This window comes from Acinetobacter sp. ME22 (genome assembly GCF_022012315.1).
GTDB lineage: Bacteria > Pseudomonadota > Gammaproteobacteria > Pseudomonadales > Moraxellaceae > Acinetobacter > Acinetobacter brisouii_A.
On sequence record NZ_JAKLTL010000017.1, the window covers coordinates 20,394 to 39,090 of the forward strand.

16 protein-coding genes are annotated in these 18,697 nt (G+C 39.8%); 5 read left to right on the forward strand and 11 right to left on the reverse strand.

All coding sequences use genetic code 11. From position 1 onward, the window contains the following. The first annotated feature begins 80 nt into the window (after positions 1 to 80). A complete protein-coding gene (gyrA, locus tag LVY74_RS15880; RefSeq protein WP_237815866.1) occupies positions 81 to 2,777 on the forward strand; it encodes a DNA gyrase subunit A in 2,697 nt (898 codons plus the stop codon). 53 nt (positions 2,778 to 2,830) lie between these two features. Here the strand turns inward: gyrA and LVY74_RS15885 are convergent, their stop codons facing one another. The 8 genes from LVY74_RS15885 to rubA all read right to left on the reverse strand — a co-directional run bounded on the left by LVY74_RS15885 (position 2,831) and on the right by rubA (position 10,114). Continuing rightward, positions 2,831 to 4,468, reverse strand: a complete 1,638-nt coding sequence (locus LVY74_RS15885; protein WP_237815867.1) for an ArnT family glycosyltransferase — start codon at positions 4,466 to 4,468, stop codon at positions 2,831 to 2,833. Positions 4,469 to 4,477: 9 nt separating this feature from the next. Next, positions 4,478 to 4,858, reverse strand: a complete 381-nt coding sequence (locus LVY74_RS15890) for a GtrA family protein (RefSeq protein ID WP_237815868.1) — start codon at positions 4,856 to 4,858, stop codon at positions 4,478 to 4,480. Further along, positions 4,858 to 5,829: a glycosyltransferase family 2 protein gene (locus tag LVY74_RS15895; protein ID WP_237815869.1), complete on the reverse strand. Its 972-nt coding sequence runs from the start codon at positions 5,827 to 5,829 to the stop codon at positions 4,858 to 4,860. The genes LVY74_RS15890 and LVY74_RS15895 overlap by 1 nt, the downstream gene beginning before the upstream one ends. After that, the gene (locus LVY74_RS15900) at positions 5,826 to 6,620 is read right to left on the reverse strand and encodes a ChbG/HpnK family deacetylase (protein ID WP_237815870.1); all 795 of its coding nucleotides are present in this window, start codon (positions 6,618 to 6,620) and stop codon (positions 5,826 to 5,828) included. Before LVY74_RS15900 ends, LVY74_RS15895 begins: the two co-directional genes overlap by 4 nt. Before the next feature lie 211 nt (positions 6,621 to 6,831). Next, positions 6,832 to 7,734 carry a LysR family transcriptional regulator OxyR gene (gene oxyR, locus LVY74_RS15905; RefSeq protein WP_151710135.1) on the reverse strand — a complete coding sequence of 301 codons (903 nt, stop codon included), beginning with the start codon at positions 7,732 to 7,734 and terminating at the stop codon, positions 6,832 to 6,834. A gap of 17 nt (positions 7,735 to 7,751) precedes the next feature. Beyond that, positions 7,752 to 8,690: an alpha/beta fold hydrolase gene (locus LVY74_RS15910; RefSeq protein WP_237815871.1), complete on the reverse strand. Its 939-nt coding sequence runs from the start codon at positions 8,688 to 8,690 to the stop codon at positions 7,752 to 7,754. Positions 8,691 to 8,710: 20 nt separating this feature from the next. Beyond that, positions 8,711 to 9,886, reverse strand: coding sequence for an NAD(P)/FAD-dependent oxidoreductase (locus LVY74_RS15915; protein ID WP_237815872.1), 1,176 nt, complete (start codon positions 9,884 to 9,886; stop codon positions 8,711 to 8,713). A 63-nt stretch (positions 9,887 to 9,949) separates the two neighbouring features. Beyond that, positions 9,950 to 10,114, reverse strand: coding sequence for a rubredoxin RubA (gene rubA, locus LVY74_RS15920; RefSeq protein WP_237815873.1), 165 nt, complete (start codon positions 10,112 to 10,114; stop codon positions 9,950 to 9,952). A 401-nt stretch (positions 10,115 to 10,515) separates the two neighbouring features. Here rubA and LVY74_RS15925 point away from each other — a divergent pair, with 401 nt between their 5' ends. Next, positions 10,516 to 11,064 carry an adenine phosphoribosyltransferase gene (locus tag LVY74_RS15925; protein WP_151778181.1) on the forward strand — a complete coding sequence of 183 codons (549 nt, stop codon included), beginning with the start codon at positions 10,516 to 10,518 and terminating at the stop codon, positions 11,062 to 11,064. A 47-nt stretch (positions 11,065 to 11,111) separates the two neighbouring features. Here LVY74_RS15925 and LVY74_RS15930 read toward each other — a convergent pair whose 3' ends face one another. Continuing rightward, positions 11,112 to 11,621: a YqiA/YcfP family alpha/beta fold hydrolase gene (locus LVY74_RS15930; RefSeq protein WP_237815874.1), complete on the reverse strand. Its 510-nt coding sequence runs from the start codon at positions 11,619 to 11,621 to the stop codon at positions 11,112 to 11,114. Positions 11,622 to 11,884: 263 nt separating this feature from the next. Here LVY74_RS15930 and lysS point away from each other — a divergent pair, with 263 nt between their 5' ends. Further along, on the forward strand, positions 11,885 to 13,414 hold the full coding sequence (gene lysS, locus LVY74_RS15935; protein WP_237815875.1) for a lysine--tRNA ligase: 1,530 nt from the start codon (positions 11,885 to 11,887) through the stop codon (positions 13,412 to 13,414). A 182-nt stretch (positions 13,415 to 13,596) separates the two neighbouring features. Further along, positions 13,597 to 14,073 (forward strand): hypothetical protein, encoded by a 477-nt coding sequence (locus LVY74_RS15940; RefSeq protein ID WP_151778358.1) that lies wholly within the window; start codon positions 13,597 to 13,599, stop codon positions 14,071 to 14,073. 29 nt (positions 14,074 to 14,102) lie between these two features. Here the strand turns inward: LVY74_RS15940 and LVY74_RS15945 are convergent, their stop codons facing one another. Together LVY74_RS15945 and LVY74_RS15950 are read right to left on the reverse strand one after the other, a co-directional pair. Then, positions 14,103 to 15,428 carry a hemolysin family protein gene (locus LVY74_RS15945; protein ID WP_237815876.1) on the reverse strand — a complete coding sequence of 442 codons (1,326 nt, stop codon included), beginning with the start codon at positions 15,426 to 15,428 and terminating at the stop codon, positions 14,103 to 14,105. Between the two features lie 119 nt (positions 15,429 to 15,547). Further along, positions 15,548 to 16,537 carry a LysR family transcriptional regulator gene (locus LVY74_RS15950; RefSeq protein WP_237815877.1) on the reverse strand — a complete coding sequence of 330 codons (990 nt, stop codon included), beginning with the start codon at positions 16,535 to 16,537 and terminating at the stop codon, positions 15,548 to 15,550. 523 nt (positions 16,538 to 17,060) lie between these two features. On the opposite strand from LVY74_RS15950, the gene LVY74_RS15955 reads away from it, so the two are divergent. Beyond that, entirely contained in the window at positions 17,061 to 18,665 is a 1,605-nt protein-coding gene (locus LVY74_RS15955; protein WP_111895972.1) for an isocitrate lyase, read from the forward strand. Positions 18,666 to 18,697: the final 32 nt, after the last annotated feature.

The following is an 18,697-nucleotide window of genomic DNA, read 5'->3' on the forward strand; positions in this document are numbered from 1 at the left end:
GTTTCAGTTTTTGAACTAAAATTTTGCAAGATTGAAGACATAAAGCGGATAGAAAATCTATCTGTCAATAAGGAGTATGCATGAGCGTATCGGAAATCCGACCGATTGCCATTGAGGATGAACTCAAGCATTCATATCTAGATTACGCGATGAGCGTGATTGTCTCTCGTGCGTTGCCAGATGTGAGAGATGGACTTAAACCTGTTCATCGTCGCGTGCTTTATGCAATGCATGAGTTAGGCAATGACTATAACAAAGCCTATAAAAAGTCTGCCCGTGTGGTGGGTGATGTCATCGGTAAGTATCACCCACATGGTGACTCTGCGGTGTATGAAACCATCGTACGTATGGCTCAGGATTTCAGCTTGCGTTACCAATTGGTCGATGGTCAAGGTAACTTTGGTTCAATCGATGGGGATAGCGCAGCAGCAATGCGTTATACCGAAGTCCGTATGACCAAACTTGCTCATGAACTTCTGGCAGACCTTGAGAAAGATACGGTCGATTGGGAAGACAACTACGACGGCTCTGAGCGTATTCCTCAAGTTTTACCCACCCGTGTTCCAAATCTGTTGATTAATGGTGCGGCTGGTATTGCAGTCGGTATGGCAACTAACATGGCGCCACACAACTTGACTGAAGTGATTCATGCTTGTCTTGCTTATGCAGACAATCCAAATATTTCAATTGAAGGTTTGATGGATCATATCAGTGGTCCAGATTTCCCAACAGGCGGCATTATCTACGGTAAATCAGGCATTGTGGATGCTTACCGTACAGGTAAAGGTCGTTTGCATATTCGTGGTAAGTACCATTTTGAAGAAGATGAGAAAACAGGTCGTATTACCATCGTCTTTACTGAAATTCCATATCAGGTCAACAAAGCAAAAGTTATTGAACGTATTGCTGAGTTAGTCAAAGAAAAGAAACTGGAAGGTATTTCAGAATTACGTGACGAATCTGACAAAGATGGTATGCGTATTGCGATCGACTTGAAGCGTGGCGAAAACGCGGAAGTTGTGGTCAATAACTTGTTCTTGAATACACAGCTTGAAAACTCGTTCAGCATTAACATGGTTTGCCTAGACAATGGTCAACCAAAATTAATGAACCTGAAAGATATTATTGCAGCGTTTATTCGTCACCGTCAGGAAGTTGTGACTCGCCGTACCATGTTCGAATTGCGTAAAGCACGTGAACGCGGTCACATCTTGGAAGGTTTAACGGTTGCATTGGCAAATATTGATGCCATTATTGAGACCATTAAAACTTCTGCAAATCCAGCAGAAGCACGTGAGCGTTTGCAAGCAGGTGAGTGGGCTGCGGGTGGTGTGGTTGAACTACTTGAAAAAGCTGGCGCAATTTCAGTTCGTCCAGACGAAATTGAAGGTGAAGATCCAAGTCGTCCATTTGGTTTAGACGATCAAGTTTATCGCCTGTCACCAACTCAAGTCAGTGCAATTTTAGAATTACGTTTGCACCGTTTGACAGGTTTGGAACAAGACAAACTGCATGCCGAATACAGTGAAATCTTGGGGCAAATCGCAGAACTTACAGCCATTCTCAATGACTTTAACTTGTTGATGAACGTCATTAAAGAAGAACTTGCGCTGATTTTGCAACAATATGGCGATGCACGTCGTACAGATATTGTTGAATCACGCGTTGATTTCTGCCGTGAAGACTTGATTCCTGAAGAACAAGTGGTGTTAACCGTTTCTAAGACAGGTTATGCGAAGACTCAACCATTGTCTGACTATGCGGCGCAGCGTCGCGGCGGTCGTGGTAAGTCAGCAACCTCGATGAAAGAAGATGACTATATCCAACATCTGATTGTGGCATCGAACCATGCGACAGTACTGTGCTTCACGAACGTTGGTAAAGTCTATCGCTTGAAAGTGTTTGAAGTTCCGCAAGCGTCACGTGGTGCAAAAGGTCGTCCAATGGTCAACCTATTGCCACTTGAAGCCAATGAAACAATTACCGCAATTCTTCCTTTAACTGAATTCCCAGAAAACCATTATGTGTTTATGGCTACAGCTTCAGGTACAGTGAAACGTGTTGAACTGGAACAATTTAGTAATGTTCGTTCAAATGGTCTGCGTGCAATTGAATTGAATGATGAGGATACCTTGATCGGTGTGGCGATTACCGATGGTAATCAGCAAATCATGCTGTTCTCAAATGAAGGTAAAGCGATTCGTTTTGCAGAAAGTGATGTACGTGCGATGGGACGTACAGCAAAAGGTGTCCGCGGTATGCGTGTTGCCTTGGCTGCCAATGCACTCGATAGCGAAGATGCTGAAAATGACAATGATGAAAATGAGGATAGCGATGAATCTTCAGATTCAGGTGTTGTCAGCCGTATCGTGTCATTGGTTGTTGTACCTGCAACAGGTGAAGTATTGTGTGCTTGTGCCAACGGTTATGGTAAGCGTACGCCAGTCGATGATTTCCCAACCAAAAAACGTGGTGGTAAGGGTGTCATCGCGATTAAAACTTCAGAGCGTAATGGTGAGTTGATCGGTGCAGTTGCGATTGATGAAACCAAAGAACTGATGTTGATCTCTGATGGTGGTACTTTGGTGCGTACTCGTGCGTCTGAAGTTGCAACCACTGGGCGAAATGCACAAGGTGTCCGCTTGATTCGTTTAGATGAAACGGAAACACTGGTTCGCGTTGAAGCAATTGATGCTGTTGAAGATGATGAACTGATTGAAGATCAAGTGATTGAGTCGACTGAAGAAGCAGTTGTGGTAGAAACGACAGCCGAATAAGTCTGCAAAAAAGACAAGAAGAGGAAGCAAAAAGCTTCCTCTTTTTTTATAGCTTATTGATTAAAAATAAAAACATCATAATTACGCTGATGTAGAACCTTAACATGAGGGTCGGCAGGTTTGAAATCATGCGGACGACTAATCACAATCAATGGTTGTTTGTTGTTTAGTGCCTGTTCAAGCGCTGCATCATTCCATAAATAGCGTTTTAACTGTGGTTCAAATAATAGACCATCTTTAATTTCAACCGAAGAATTATCTCCGCCAACATTATCCCAGTTATTTACCAAATAGACTGGCGTTTTAAGATCAAGTAAAAAGGGCAGATCATAAAAATAGTAGTGGTAAAACACCAGTTGAGTGTTGCCATGTAAATATTGCTGAAATTGAGTCTGATCATGATTAGTTTTGGTATCAAATATGCGCACAGCAAAAGGAATCACGGAGCAAAGAATAATTAAACTGCAAGCCGTTGCTTGGAATAATGATAGTTTCCCTGCTTTATTTACAGTAAAGAGTATCCACGGGCTAATGATCAGGATTGCCCCCATAGTGGAAATAAATTCAATATGTTCTAAATAAAAACCATGATTCTCCTTAATCACATGTGGAGCAACCAAGATTGCAATTCCAATGAGGGTGATAAAAATAAATGAACCAAGTTGTTGTAACTTATTTTTATGTTGAATCAGAGCTTGCTGAACCCATGCTGTGATGAGAATAGTCAGTGGCGCAACCACAGGTAAAATATAGCCTGCCAATTTAGATGGCGGAATTGAAAAGAAAACAAGAACTGAAACTAGCCACCATAGCAGTAAAGCTAAAATCGGTGAAGGGATGGCTGTGCGAATATGTTGCTTAACGCCTTTAAATCCAGTCAGCATCAGCCATGGTAGAAAACTGAAAAATAAAATGATGATATAGAAAAACCAAGGCTGTTTGTTGTTGAAACCTGATGAGCTAAAACGGTCAAATTGTTGTTCAATAAAGAAATAGTGCAGGAAGTTTGGATAATGCTGCTGAGCTAGATAAAGCCATGGGCCAACCAAAAGAGTAAACAGTAAAATACCAAATGGATTGAGCAGGGCAGGAATTTTTTTCCATTCTTTGCAGTAAATCACCCAAGGTAAAATCACCATGCCAGGAACCAAGACACCAATTAGACCTTTACTGAGGAAACCACCAGCACATGCAATATAACCCAAAAATAAAATAGATTTTTTGCCAGACAAGGTGTAATCAGCAAAGCAGAACACAGTCAGTGTCATCCATGCTGCAACCAGTAAATCATGATTAATGTATTGACTGCTCCCGAAAAACAGCAGGCTTGTTGCAAGAATGATGATGCTGAGCTGAGCAACTTGTTCGCTGATATATTTTCGGACAAAGAAGAAAATACTGGTCAGCATTAGGGTTGCAGCAAGCACGGGCACTAGGCGTAAGACCCACAAATGCACGCCAAAAATTTCCATAAGACCTGTACTGATCCAATGCAAAAGTGGTGGTTTGTGCATAAATGGAAAGCCATTAATGCGTGGCGTGAGCCAGTCGCCTGTTTCAAACATTGCACGACTAATATCACCATAACGTCCTTCATCTGGCACAGACATTGGACGAATAATGGCGGTAATAAAAAGCCAAATCGGGAGCAGTATTAATAATAATTTGGATGATCTGTGTAACGGTTGCATAACATAGCCTCAATGCTGGAATGCAAAAAATCGATTCAATACAAAGGTGAAAATCGCAGTCATAAAAATGGCGAAAACCACTAAGATTGAAAGTGGAATGTTTAAAAAATGATGTGAAATCAGCAATAAACTTTCATTGAAGATAAAGCCCAAAGTTGCAACAAGGAAAAACTTAGGTAAAGTTTGCCGATGCAAAAGTGCTTGTGCTTGGAATGTAAAATGTCGATGCCCGAAGTAGCTCACCCAAAATGCCACAATAAACGCCAATAAATTGGCATAAGCGAGTGGAAGTTGCGATAAATGAAGCAGTAGCATCACCACGCTATAATGAGTGATTGCGGCTAGTCCGCCAATGACACCAAAACGTAAAAAGGTCAAGAAAGAAAGCATTAAGAAAGTCGTTGTTGAGGCTGTGGCGAGATACTTTTATCTTTTGAATATTCAGCAGCGACAATATATTTTGGACGATTTTTAACTTCTGTATAAATTCTGCCGATATATTCGCCAACAATGCCAATAAATAACAGTTGAATACCACCTAATAGTGTCATTCCTGCGGCGAGGGTTGCCCAGCCAGCGACTTTGTTACCTTCAACTAGCGTTTCAATAATGATCCAAAAACCATAACTCATCGCCATAAAGGCGAGTAAAGCACCTAGATAGATGCAGACCCGTAGCGGTAAGTCTGAAAATCCTGTCAAGCCTGATAATGCTAAATTAAATAATGACTTAAAGTTAAAACTAGAGCTTCCATGTTGCCGCTCTAGTTCAGAAAACTGTAAGCCAACACTTTTAAAACCTACCCACGCATATAAGCCTTTCATATAACGATTTTTTTCTGGGAGATTTTGAATTGCAGCAATAACTTTGGCATCAATAAGACGAAAATCTCCTGCATTTTCAGGAATCTGAACTGAAGAGCTAAGACTTAAAATGCGATAGAAACTATGGGTAAATAAGCGTTTTAGCCAAGATTCGGTTGTACGGTTGCGAATGCCATATACCATATCATAGCCATTGCGCCATAAATTCAGCATGGTTGGAATTTCGTCAATTGGGTGCTGAAAGTCTGCATCTATCAATAACGCAATATCACCCGTGACATGATCTAAACCTGCACTGAGTGCAGCTTCTTTACCAAAGTTACGGGACAGTGCCAATACGCGCAGAGGATATTGCTCTACTAAACCATCCAAGACAGTCAATGTATTGTCTTTGCTACCATCATCAATCACGATAATTTCATACGCTGCAAGATGCTGTTGCTCTAATTTTTCCACTAAAGCAGGAATGAATTTTGGAAGATTTTCAGCTTCGTTATAAGCAGGGATGACACAGGACAAAATAGGATTTGTTCTCATGCGCTGACTCCGATACGTGTGAGCGTAATCTGGTTGGCTTGGCAGTCATAGATGAACTGAGATGAATCAAGATATTGATATTCCTGAACTCTTGCGACTTTGATCGCATCATCTTGATCGGTACTGTTTTGAGCAGGATGACACATGATTAATAGATGATCTTGCGCTTGAGCTAGCCATTTTTGATTTAAGCTAGCGTAGTTCATTGGCTTAAAATCATAAATGCCAGCGAAATTCTGATTCTGTTTAAAATGGCTTTGAGTGCAAAGACGACGGAGTGATTTTGAACCAAGTTGCATCAACATATTGGTTTTAAATTGATATGGTGCGACAACAACGGCATGCTGAAGATTTCTGATCCAGCCCTTAAAATTCTGTTCTTGTAAAAATTGAATCAGGACTTCGCGGATAACAGGGAATTGATGAACATGCTGATGCCCATCGACAAAATCGGGTGTTTGTCCAAGTGCTTGTGTAAATGCCTGCCACTGAGCCTGAATGCTTTCATACACTTTTTGGCGAGAGAGTTGCCGAGACCAAGCTTTGAACATCAATTGTGGTAAAGAAAAAGCCCACGTATTTGAGTCAAACACATGGGTAAAGTTGAGATGTAAACCCACTTCAGCTTGAAAAGTATAAGGCTTGAGTTGCTGTGCTGCATTTGGCCATTCAGGAGATTGAGTCATGCAGGAGGTTGCATGTAAACGATTCTTTTGAATTAAATCAATGATTGCATTAGAAATACTGGAATTTAATGCAAAATCATCAGCACAGTAACAGACATTTGCCATATTGGGCACTCACTTGCTTAATAGAGCTATTGCTCATTGAGCATCTCAAACGAAACTGAGTTTAATATGGGAGAAATGCCTTAAGTGCAACTTAAGGGTTATACTTGAAAAATGTTTCTTAATGTTACTATATAACAGAATGATGACAATGCTTAGCGTGATGCTGTAAAAAAGCCATGCCAAAGTTTGAACATTGGCATGGCTTTTGAATTTATTGAGCTTGGGTGATTTTCTTTAAGATATCGACTAAGACATTGAATTCATTTTGTAAAGGGGTGCTTTTACGCGTAACCAATGCAATCGTACGGCTAGGTGCAGCTTCAATATGCTTCACCTGTAAATCAGCATGACACTGTAACATGTGGCGCTGTAATGCAATTTCTGGCAGTAGCGTATAGCCTAAGTTTGAAGAAACCATCTCAATCAAGGTTGGTAATGAACTTGCTTTTAAGCGATGGTCATTTTTACGTTCACCGATAGGGCAAGCACTGAGGACATGATCACGTAAACAATGACCTTCTTCAAGCAGCATTAAACGTGACAAATCTAAATCATCTAGACTACTTGCACGAACACATTGTTGATCGGCTTTATGGTGGACGAGAACCAGATTTTCTTTGGCAATTTCGGTCACTTTGAGTCCGCGTGTATCAAATGGAAGTGCCAAAACAATCATGTCCAAATTGCCATGCTCTAGTTTTTCAACAATTTTTTCACTTTGAGCTTCGTGAAGATGGAGTTGAATCTTTGGCAGATAGTGATGCACTTCATGGAGTAATTGCGTCAAAATAAAAGGCGCAATCGTGGGAATAATCCCCAAATGCAAATCACCTGTTAAAGGTTCACTCATTTCACGGCTTAGACGCATTAAATCTTGAGCATCGGCAAGTAAAACACGTGCGCGCGCAACAACTTGTTCCCCTAAAGGTGTTAAACGTACATTTTGGCGATCGCGTTCAACCAAAACACCCCCTAGTAGACGTTCTAACTCCATGATGCCACCAGACAAAGTTGACTGGGTCACAAAAGAGCGACGTGCTGCCTCGGTAAAATGCAATGTTTCAGACAGAGTAACTAAATAAGAAAGCTGTCTTAAAGAGGGTAATGCAGCCATAGCGTCCTAATATACTTTTAAGGTTTAAAGTGATGTGCAAATAAACCACTCAATTGAGGGATAAAATGTGGTGGAATATCATGCCCCATTCCAGCAATTAATTCAAATTTTGCAGACTTAATTGCTTTTGCAACAACCCGTCCATGTTTTGGTGGGAGTAGGCGATCACATTCACCGTGAATCACGAGTGTTTCCTGCTGGATCTGTTGGTTCCAGTGTTTTAATGAACCTGTACATAATATCGCCAATAGTTGTTGGAGTACACCATTGGGATGATAGCTGCGCAGATAAGCCTTACGTGCAAATAAACGAACTTCTTCAACATTTACATAGTTAGGTGAGCCAATCGCCTGATAAAGCAAGACATTCTGACGAATGATTTCATCTTCTTGTAAGGGGCGTTTGCTGAGCATCATTTTGAGTTGTTTGATGCCGGGTGCAGGAAGTAAAGGTTGATTATTACTGGTAAACAATAATCCGAGTTTATTCACTTTTTCAGGATATTTACCTGCAACAATTTGAGCAATCATACCGCCCATCGATGCACCAATGAGATGACAGTTTGCAATTTCTAATTGATCAAGCAGTAAAGCAACATCATCTGCCATATCTTCTAAGGTATAGGCCGCACCTTGATTTTTAAGTCCAACACTAAAGCGCGCCATCATATTCAACAGATGCTTTGTATGTCGAGGAGAATCGGAAATTTTACTCGATAATCCAATGTCACGATTATCAAAGCGAATCACATAAAAGCCTTGATCAATGAGTGATTTGCAGAAAAAATCAGGCCATAAAATGAGTTGCCCACCTAGACCCATAATCAGCAAAATACATGGATGCTCAGGATTCCCACCAACTTCGACATGGAGTTCGATGCCATTTTCGAGTTTGACTTTGGTTTCGCGCATATATTGGCTATAAGGCGATGGGCTGAACACAAGATTTGGATTCATGCTAAGCATCCATAGTTGAGTTAGGCTTGAAGTGGGATTAGGTCAGGAACAAGCTTGGTTAATGTTAAACGTTGCTTAGCAGCAGTTGCGCCCAATAAAACAAAACCACGAAGGGTTCCTGAACTGTCAACGGCTTTAGATAACATACCATCTTCAAAATGCTCTGTTTCCCAATTGACTTCAACTTGAGGAGGTACAGGAAGTACAGTCAGTGGAGCAGCAGGCGTTTTGACAGCAACAGGCATCGCAGGGTAATGAACATGCGTATGTTGACCTGCGAGTGTTTTTGCGAGAGCACGCGCTTGTTGCATGATCGGCATAACATATGGCAACAGCATGCCGTTGACCTCTGCACAGTCACCAACAGCATAAATATCAGGCTGATTGGTTTCCATTAGACTATTGGTCAAAATACCGCGGCTAGTTTCAATCTGTGCATGTTTTGCCAAATCAATATTGGGTTGCAAGCCAACAGCGCATAAAACGAGATCTGCAGCGAGACTGTGACCATTTTCAAGTGTAACCACATAGTGTTGCTCAAGTTTGCTGACTTTCTCAACAGTTGTGCCTAAGATAAATTTGATTCCACTCTGCTGTAATTTCTTTTGAAATGCTTCAGCCACATAAGTTGGAAGTAAACGACCAAGAGGTTGTGGGGCAAGATCAATCACTGTAGATTGATAGCCTGCATGCTGTAAGTCATTGGCAAATTCACAGCCAATTAGACCTGCACCTAAAATGACAAGACGTTTTTCTGCTTTTTGATCAAGACGCTGACGAAATGCACGATAGTCAGACAGTGAGTTCACCACATGGATGTCATCGCTGCCATCTCCTGCGATTGCAAGGCGAATTGGATTTGCACCAACAGCTAAAATTAATTTACTGTATTTAAGCTCAATGGTTTGCTGATTTTGAACATAACTTAACTGATGTTGTGCTGCATCAATATGATTGACCCATGCGTGAGTTTCAATCCGCATATTGAGTTGCTCAGCCATTTTTTGAGCATCGGCCAGTGCAATCTGTTCAGGTTGTTTATTGCCTGCAAAAGCATTGGAGAGCGTTGGTTTAGCATAACTTGCTGCATCATCAGCACAAATCATGATTAGTTCTTGTTCTTTATTTAATTTTCGATATTCACGTGCTAGGGTGTAACCCGCCATACCTGAACCGATAATCACAATAGGCTGCATATTCTTCTCCAACAGATATTCGTAAAAGACCATGTTGAACATGGTCTTTGTTATTTTTAGATTTTAGACTTCAATCATTTCAAAATCGGCTTTGGATACACCACAGTCTGGGCAAGTCCAATCATTCGGTACATCTTCCCATTTTGTACCTGCAGCAATCCCATCTTCTGGCCAACCTGCTGCTTCATCATAAATCCATCCACAAACGATGCATTGATATTTTTTCATGAGTATCTCCAAAGTGCTGATGGGTAATAGAAAATGCCTGTCAGCAATATTATGTGATTGGGGTGAAATGAATAACAGTAGTTTACAGGGTATTCTTCAATTTTTTTGCTTTTGTTGCGGGTTAAAATCAAGATTATCTTGGGCGTGGGTATTGAGATGAATAAAAACCAAAGAAATGAAGATGATATTTTGAATGCTATAGACTAAGGTTGTAAGGAAATAAATAAATAAATCCTTATAATATTTTCGGTTTGTAATTTTATTAAATTTTTATTTTGTTTTAAATCAATGTCTTAAATTTAAAAAATAATAAAACAAATGCTATGAAATAGAAAATCATGGTTTTTTTTAATTTATTTGGTTAAAATTACCACAAATAGATTGATTAAAACTCTCCTGCCATGAACTTCGCTCAAACTTTTTGGTCTAACATCCGCACTGTTCCAAACTTTCCTAAAACTGGAATTTGTTTTTATGATTTAACACCGTTATTGGTAAATCAAATTGCAGCATTGTCTGATGCTTTAGTTGCAAGTATTCCTGCGGATCAAATCGAAGCGGTTGATAGTTTTGTCGCAGTTGAAGCGCGCGGCTTTGTATTGGCAAGCTTTTTGGCACAGCGTTTGAATAAGGGGTTAATCTTGGTTCGTAAAGCGGGTAAATTGCCACCTCCAGTTGTTGGTGTGGGCTATAGCTTGGAATACGGCTTGGATAAACTTGAAATGTCGGCTGACGTTGCACCAAATCAAAATGTCATTTTAGTCGATGATATTTTAGCAACGGGCGGTACCTTGAAAGCAGTTCAAGCTTTGGCGCAAAAATGCCAATTGAATGTATTGGGTGCAACCATTCTTTTAGATTTAGATACATTGCATAAAGAAATTGGTTTGGATGTGTGGTCTGTAGTTCGCGAAAGTGAAAAGCCACAGCAAGAAGAAGCAGTTGCTTAATTGATTTAACCAAGTTGCGAAAATGCCGATTTAAAGATCGGCATTTTTTATTTTTGGGATAATAATGTTTGCTCAAAATGTTGAATCAGTAAATTGATATTTTCTGGGCATTCTAGGCGATGGTAGCCGCCTGCGTAAGTGTGTACCAACATAAAACGCTCTAAAATATGTTGAGTTTGGTGCATATCTAACATTTCATCACCCAGCTCCAAATATGCAAGCTGAGGAATATCATGATCAAGGTCTTTTTCTTCGAGTGCAGGATAATCATCACGAAACTTTGGAGCAAGACTTGGATTGGCAACAATTGCGGGTAAGTGAAATTGATCGGACATTCTCAGCGTCCAGTAACCCCCCACGCCATGTCCAACCAAAAGATCGGGTTTAATCTTTGCGATCATGTTTTGATAAAGCATTTCAACAGTTTGAAAACTTAAATTGCGATAATCCACATCCATGCAAAATTTTTGTTTTGCGTGAATGGCATGGAATTTATTGGATTCCTTAGATGAATCTAGTCCATGCAGAAATAGAATTTTGACATTGTTCATCTTCATCGAGTGGGTTTCATCACAAGGTAATGTGGAAAAGTCAGTTAGAAACATGCATTTGGTCTTAAAATGTTCGCGGTTTCTGTTGTATTTTACGTTGCTTCGGGATTTGTGTGTGCTAGCGAAAGGTCTAAAAAGTTTTTGTTTTAGACTAAAGTTGCATAAGTTGACTGATTTTTTGAGCTGATTTTTAAGAATTCTTTCGAAAAAAGCATGAATTCTGCTATGCTATGTGACTTCATTTTTTTAATTACTTTTTCGAGGCAGAGATGACGCAACAAAACGCTCAATCGACTTCTGAACCCATTATTTCCGAAAACGATTTAATTGCACAGCGTCATGCCAAGTTAAAGCAAATTCAGGAACATGCTAAAGAGGCGGGTACAAGCCCTTGGCCAAATACATTCAAACGCGAACATTATGCAGGCGACTTGCAAGAGCAGTTCAAAGATTTAGACAAAGCTGCAATCGAAGCGGGTGAACATGTTTATGTAAAAGTTGCGGGTCGTGTGATGTTGAACCGTGGTTCGTTCATCGTACTTCAAGATATGACGGGTCGTATTCAGCTTTATGTTGACCGTAAAGGTTTGCCTGCTGAAACATTGGCAAGCATTAAATCTTTGGATTTGGGTGATATTGTTGCTGCAACGGGTTACATTGGTCGTTCAGGCAAAGGTGACTTATATGTACACCTTGAAGCTTTTGAATTATTGACTAAGTCTTTGCGCCCACTTCCAGATAAATTCCACGGTTTAAGTGATACAGAAGCAAAATACCGTAAGCGTTATCTTGACTTAATCGTGAACGAAGAAACACGTAAAACATTTGAAATTCGTGCGCAAGTGGTTGCAGGTATTCGCAACTACTTGACAGATCAACGTTTCATGGAAGTTGAAACGCCAATGATGCACGTGATTCCAGGTGGTGCTTCTGCGCGTCCATTTGTAACACATCACAATGCGTTGGATATGGACTTGTATCTTCGTATTGCACCTGAGCTTTATTTGAAACGTCTTGTTGTGGGTGGTTTTGAGCGTGTGTTCGAGATTAACCGTAACTTCCGTAACGAAGGGGTATCAACTCGCCATAACCCAGAATTCACCATGATTGAATTCTATCAAGCCTATGCTGACTATAAAGATTTGATGCAGTTGACTGAAAATATGCTAGAAAAACTAGCGATTGATATTTTAGGTTCAACTGATGTGCCATATGGTGAAGAAGTTTATAGCTTTAAAGGCCCATTCAAGAAAATTTCAATGTTCGATGCGATTCTTGAACATAACCCAAGCTTTACCCCAGACAATGTGAATGATCGTGAATTCTTGGCAAACTTTGTTCGTGAAGAACTTAAAGAACAAGTGAAAGCTGGTTTTGGTTTGGGTAAATTACAAACCATCGTCTTTGAAGAAACGGTTGAAACTCAATTGCGTCAACCAACATTCATTACTGAATATCCAGCAGAAACTTCTCCGTTGGCGCGCCGTAATGACCATAACCCACATATTACTGACCGTTTTGAATTCTTTATCGGTGGTCGTGAGTTGGCAAATGGCTTTAGCGAGTTGAATGACCCGATTGACCAAGCTGAGCGTTTCCAAGCACAAGTTGCAGAAAAAGATGCGGGTGATGATGAAGCAATGCATTATGATGCAGACTTTATTGAAGCCTTGGAATATGGTTTGCCACCAACAGCGGGTGAGGGGATTGGTATTGACCGCTTAGTGATGTTATTTGCAAATGCATCAAGTATTCGTGATGTATTGTTGTTCCCGCACATGCGCCGTAAAGATGCTTAAAGATTAATTTGAAAATACCCCTGAATTCAGGGGTATTTTTTTGCCTAAATGATTGGATTAATAAGAGTTATATTGAATTTTAATCATGTAATACCACGTGCATTGAGCACAAAGTCTAAATACATGGTGCTTGTTCGTGTGATGCAACGTATAATTTATCACTGATTTTTTGGAAAGATAACATGAGTCTTGAGCAACAGTTAATTGCCTTAAAACAGGTTGAATTAGCAAAAACAGCGAACCAAAGCTTGCAGCGTAGTAATAAAGCACAGCGCCAAGAAAGCTATAAACAAGCTTTGCTTGATTTAAATCAGGCATTTGAAGAGTATTTGGTACAGGCAGTTTTATTGGCATTTCATTTGAATGCAGGGCAAGCGAAAAAGGTTCGTTATAAAAAAGATCGTATTCGTGTTTTTAAGCAACATGGTATTGATTATGCTGCGATTGATGGTGCAGAAACTGCACAGGTTTTATCTTGGATTGCGCAAAGCATTGTGTATGAAGATGCAATTGTTACGCATGATTTAGACAATACTTTCCCATTTTGGAAAGAAGGTTTTCCAATGGTGCAGTTTGATAATACCTATAAGGTTTTGGTTGAAGATATCCAACTTCATTATGAAATGATATTGGATCAGCTTATTGCGTTACAGCATTAAAAAAATCGCCTCATTTGAGGCGATTTTTTTTAAGCTTCATCTACTTGAATAATAGGATCAGGCTTTTCTAAAATTCGAGTCACTAAAAGCTGGTCAATCTTAAAATGATCGACATCGACCACTTCAAACTTAAATCCTTCATATTCAACGCTATCAGCTGGGCGTGGAATCTTACGAAGTCGAAACATCATAAAGCCCGCAAGGGTTTCGTAATGTTCTTCATCTGGCATGCTATCTATACCAAGCGCATGTTTCATATCTTCAATCGGTGTACTGCCATCAATTAACCATGAGTTGTTATCACGTTTAATGATTTGCTGTTCTTCTTCAATTGGGGTTACCCAGTCACCCATTACGGTAATCATAATGTCTGATAGTGTGATAACACCAACAACAAGCGCATATTCATTAATAACAACCGCAAACTTCTCTTTGCTTGCTCGAAAGCGATCAAGCAATTCAGATAAGGTTAATGAGTCAGGAATGGTGAGTACGGTACGAATTGTTGATTCATTCAGCTGATTAATGGATTGATTATTGAGAATGCGAACCAAAATATCTTTGGCATCGACATAACCAATCACTTGATCAACTGTTTCATTACACACAAGAAACTTTGAAAAAGGATATTCAGCCAGTTTTTGGCGGATACTGTGTTCTGATTCGTTGAGGGTGAAAAACACCACATTTTCACGAGTCGTCATACTCGAAGGAACATTACGTTCTTCAAGTTCAAATACATTTTCAATAAAATGATGTTCTTGTTTTTGCAAGACACCTGCCTGAGCACCTGCATCCATGACGGCTGAAATATCATCAAAAGTAATGTTATCTTCGCGGGTGGTATTGACTTTAAACAGGCGAAATAACAAGTTGGCAATTGCATTAATAATCCATGCTAAGGGTTTGCAAACTTTAATGAAAATTTGGATCGGCTCAATCACTGAGATCGAGATTTTTTCAGGTGCAATCATTGCCAAACGTTTTGGCATAAGATCGGCAAATAAAATAAATAAAGAGGTTACAAGGGTAAAAGAGAGTGCAAAACTAATTGTTTCTGCCCATTGCCCTGTATAAAAACGGTTCACTAAATTAAAAAAGTAGGGTCGAAAAGCACCTTCACCTAAAATACCTCCTAAGATAGCAATCGCATTTAAACCAATTTGCGATGCCGCGAAGAAGTCAGCAGAGTTTTCTTGTAGATCAAGCACTTTTTGTGCGCGTTCTTCACCTGATTCGGCCAAAATTTTTAATTTGACTTTACGTGCACCTGCAAGTGCAATTTCAGTGAGAGCGAGAAAACCTGCCCCTGTAATTAAGACGATGATGATGATGATGTTCTGAAACAGACTCACGGTACACCTGTCATTATAGATTATTCATTATCAAATATTTTTTATCACAAAAATAAAAGAGGTGATACTAATTCATATCACCTATCATAACAAATCGTTGATTATTTTGTAGTCGAAGATCAATAGTGGGAAAACTGTGAATTATTCATCAAAAATTCACGATTTTCTTCTTCAATCATTTGTCGAGCTACGTAGAGGATGAGTTGGCGTAACCAGCGGTGGGCAGGGTGATGATGCAGTAAAGGACACCATGCCATTTTTAATTCAATTTCAGGAATATAAAAAGGTGGATCTTTAATGATCAGTTCCTGACTTTTGGCTTGTAGGCGTGCAATACGTGTTGGTAGTGTTGCAATAAGATCAACATTTTTAGCCAGTAATGCAGGCATTTGGTAGTGGCGTGTAAATACTGAAATTTTACGCTTTTGACCAATACGCTCTAAAGCTTGATCAATCCAACCTAAACCAGCTTGTTTATCAGGATTGACGCCAAAGCCAATTCCCATTCCTGTTTTAGATACCCAAATATGATGTGCATCAAGGTAGTTCTTTAGGTTTAGGTTGTTGGCATTTGGATGTTTTGGATTGATTAAACATGAGAAACTGTCACGCCAAACCAATACTTGGTGAAAGCTTTGAGGGATTTCATTGAAGCGGTTAATTGCCAGATCAACTTTACCTTGTTCCATATCACGGTAAGATACATCACTCGGTGTTAAGAAATCGAGCACAACATTGGGCGCTTCAGAGCGTAATGCTTTGACTAAACGAGGGACTAAAGTCGCCTCAGCATAGTCAGAAGTCATAATACGGAAAACGCGATTACTGGTATAAGGTCTAAACTCGGTGCGTGGTTCTAGGATCATTGAAAGATCAGAAAGAACATCACGAATACGAGGTTGTAACTCTAAAGCGCGCTCTGTTGGGGTCATGCCTTCAGATGAGCGAATGAGTAACGGATCATTAAATAGTGTTCTCAATCTACGTAAAATGTTACTCATCGCAGGCTGGGTTACACCCAATTGCTCCGCAGCACGAGTGACATTTTTCTCGCGTAATAAAACGTCAAGATAGATTAATAGATTAAGGTCAACCCGCTCCAAATTCATAAAACAAAATACCGAATATAACCGCATGAAATTAGTTGCAAATTATGCCATAAGCAAATGCCTTTGTGTGAAAATATCCATAAAAACCCTGAAACTTTACAAATGTTCTGCTGATTTGATTGAGTATTTTTCCATCTTCTTGAGTTGCATAAATCATGAGATTTTTGCTGAAAAAAACAGCAACAAAAAGCCTGTAAATACGTGTTGAATATGATTTTTAAAACTACCATACTTTAGTCGAATGAATGAAAAAGATGTTTTTTGACTGTTTTTACTATACGGTTTAAAATAAAAAATCTTTTAATTTCATTTATTTATATTTTTAAGTTTTAACTATAATACGACTTTGATCTATATATTTTCTAAATAAATAGTGAGGATTAGTCGTGAATATTGGATTTAATTTTTTTTACATTCTAATCTGTGTTCATCAAGCCGAAATGATCAAAAACAAACCACTCCAGTAAAAGTGAAATTTGATCATGAAGCGTTATGAGAATCCTAAAATTACAAGGAACCAGTCATGACTACATACCAAACAGCGATTGATGCAATCCGTGAATTGAAAGCAAAATTCGGCAACACTTGGGCTGACATTAGCCCAGAAGATGCAGCACGTATGCAACTGCAAAACCGTTTTAAAACTGGTTTAGATATTGCTAAATATACAGCTGCAATTATGCGTCGTGATATGGCTGAATATGATGCTGATAGCAGCAAATACACTCAATCACTTGGTTGCTGGCATGGTTTCATTGCGCAACAAAAAATGATTGCGAACAAAAAATACTTCGGTACAACCAGCAAACGTTATATCTACCTTTCTGGTTGGATGGTTGCAGCGCTTCGTTCTGAGTTTGGTCCACTTCCTGACCAATCTATGCACGAAAAAACTTCTGTACCTGCATTAATCGAAGAAATCTATACTTTCTTGCGTCAAGCAGATGCGAAAGAATTAAACGATTTGTTCCGTGCACTTAAAAAAGCACAAGACGCTGGTGACACTGCTAAAGCGGCTGAAATCACAGCTCAAATCGACAACTTTGAAACTCACGTTGTTCCAATTATTGCAGACATCGATGCTGGTTTTGGTAACGAAGAAGCGACTTACTTGCTTGCTAAGAAAATGATCGAAGCTGGTGCTTGTGCACTTCAAATTGAAAACCAAGTATCTGATGCAAAACAATGTGGTCACCAAGCAGGTAAAGTAACTGTTCCACACGAAGACTTTATCGCTAAAATCCACGCGTTACGTTACGCATTCTTAGAAATGGGTCTTGATGAAGGTGTAATTGTTGCACGTACCGACTCTGAAGGTGCTGACTTAACTCAAAAAATCCCAGTAGTGAAAGAGCCAGGCGACATCGCTTCTCAATACATTAGCTACTTAGATACAGTTGAAATTGACATTGCTGATGCTCAAGAAGATGAAATCTTGATCAAACGTAATGGTAAATTGCACCGTCCTAAACGTTTGGCTTCTGGTTTGTACCAATTCCGCGAAGATACGCAAATTGACCGTGTTGTACTTGACTGTGTCACTAGCTTGCAAAATGGCGCTGACCTTCTTTGGATCGAAACTGCGACTCCAAACGTTGAAGAAATTGCTCACATGGTCAACCGCGTGAAAGAAGTTGTGCCAAACGCGAAACTTGTTTACAACAACTCTCCATCTTTCAACTGGACGTTAAACTTCCGTCAACAAGCTTACGACCGTTGGGTTGCTGAAGGTAAAGATGTTTCTGCTTACGACCGCGCTAAATTAATGAGCGCTGAGTACGATGCAACTGAATTAGCTGCTGATGCTGATGAAAAAGTGCGTACATTCCAAGCAGATGCTTCTCGTGAAGCGGGTGTGTTCCATCACTTGATCACACTTCCGACTTACCATACAGCTGCGCTTTCTACTCACGAGCTTGCTCAGGGTTACTTTGGTTCTGAAGGCATGTTGGCTTATGTTGCTGGCGTTCAACGTAAAGAAATTCGCGGCGGTATCGCTTGTGTGAAACACCAAGCAATGGCAGGTTCAGACATCGGTGATGATCACAAAGAAATCTTCTCTGGTGACAATGCTCTTAAAGCGCATGATGATGCTAAAAACACAATGAACCAATTCGCTGCTCACTAAGTTGTAGAATTGATAAAAACCCTGCGAAAGCA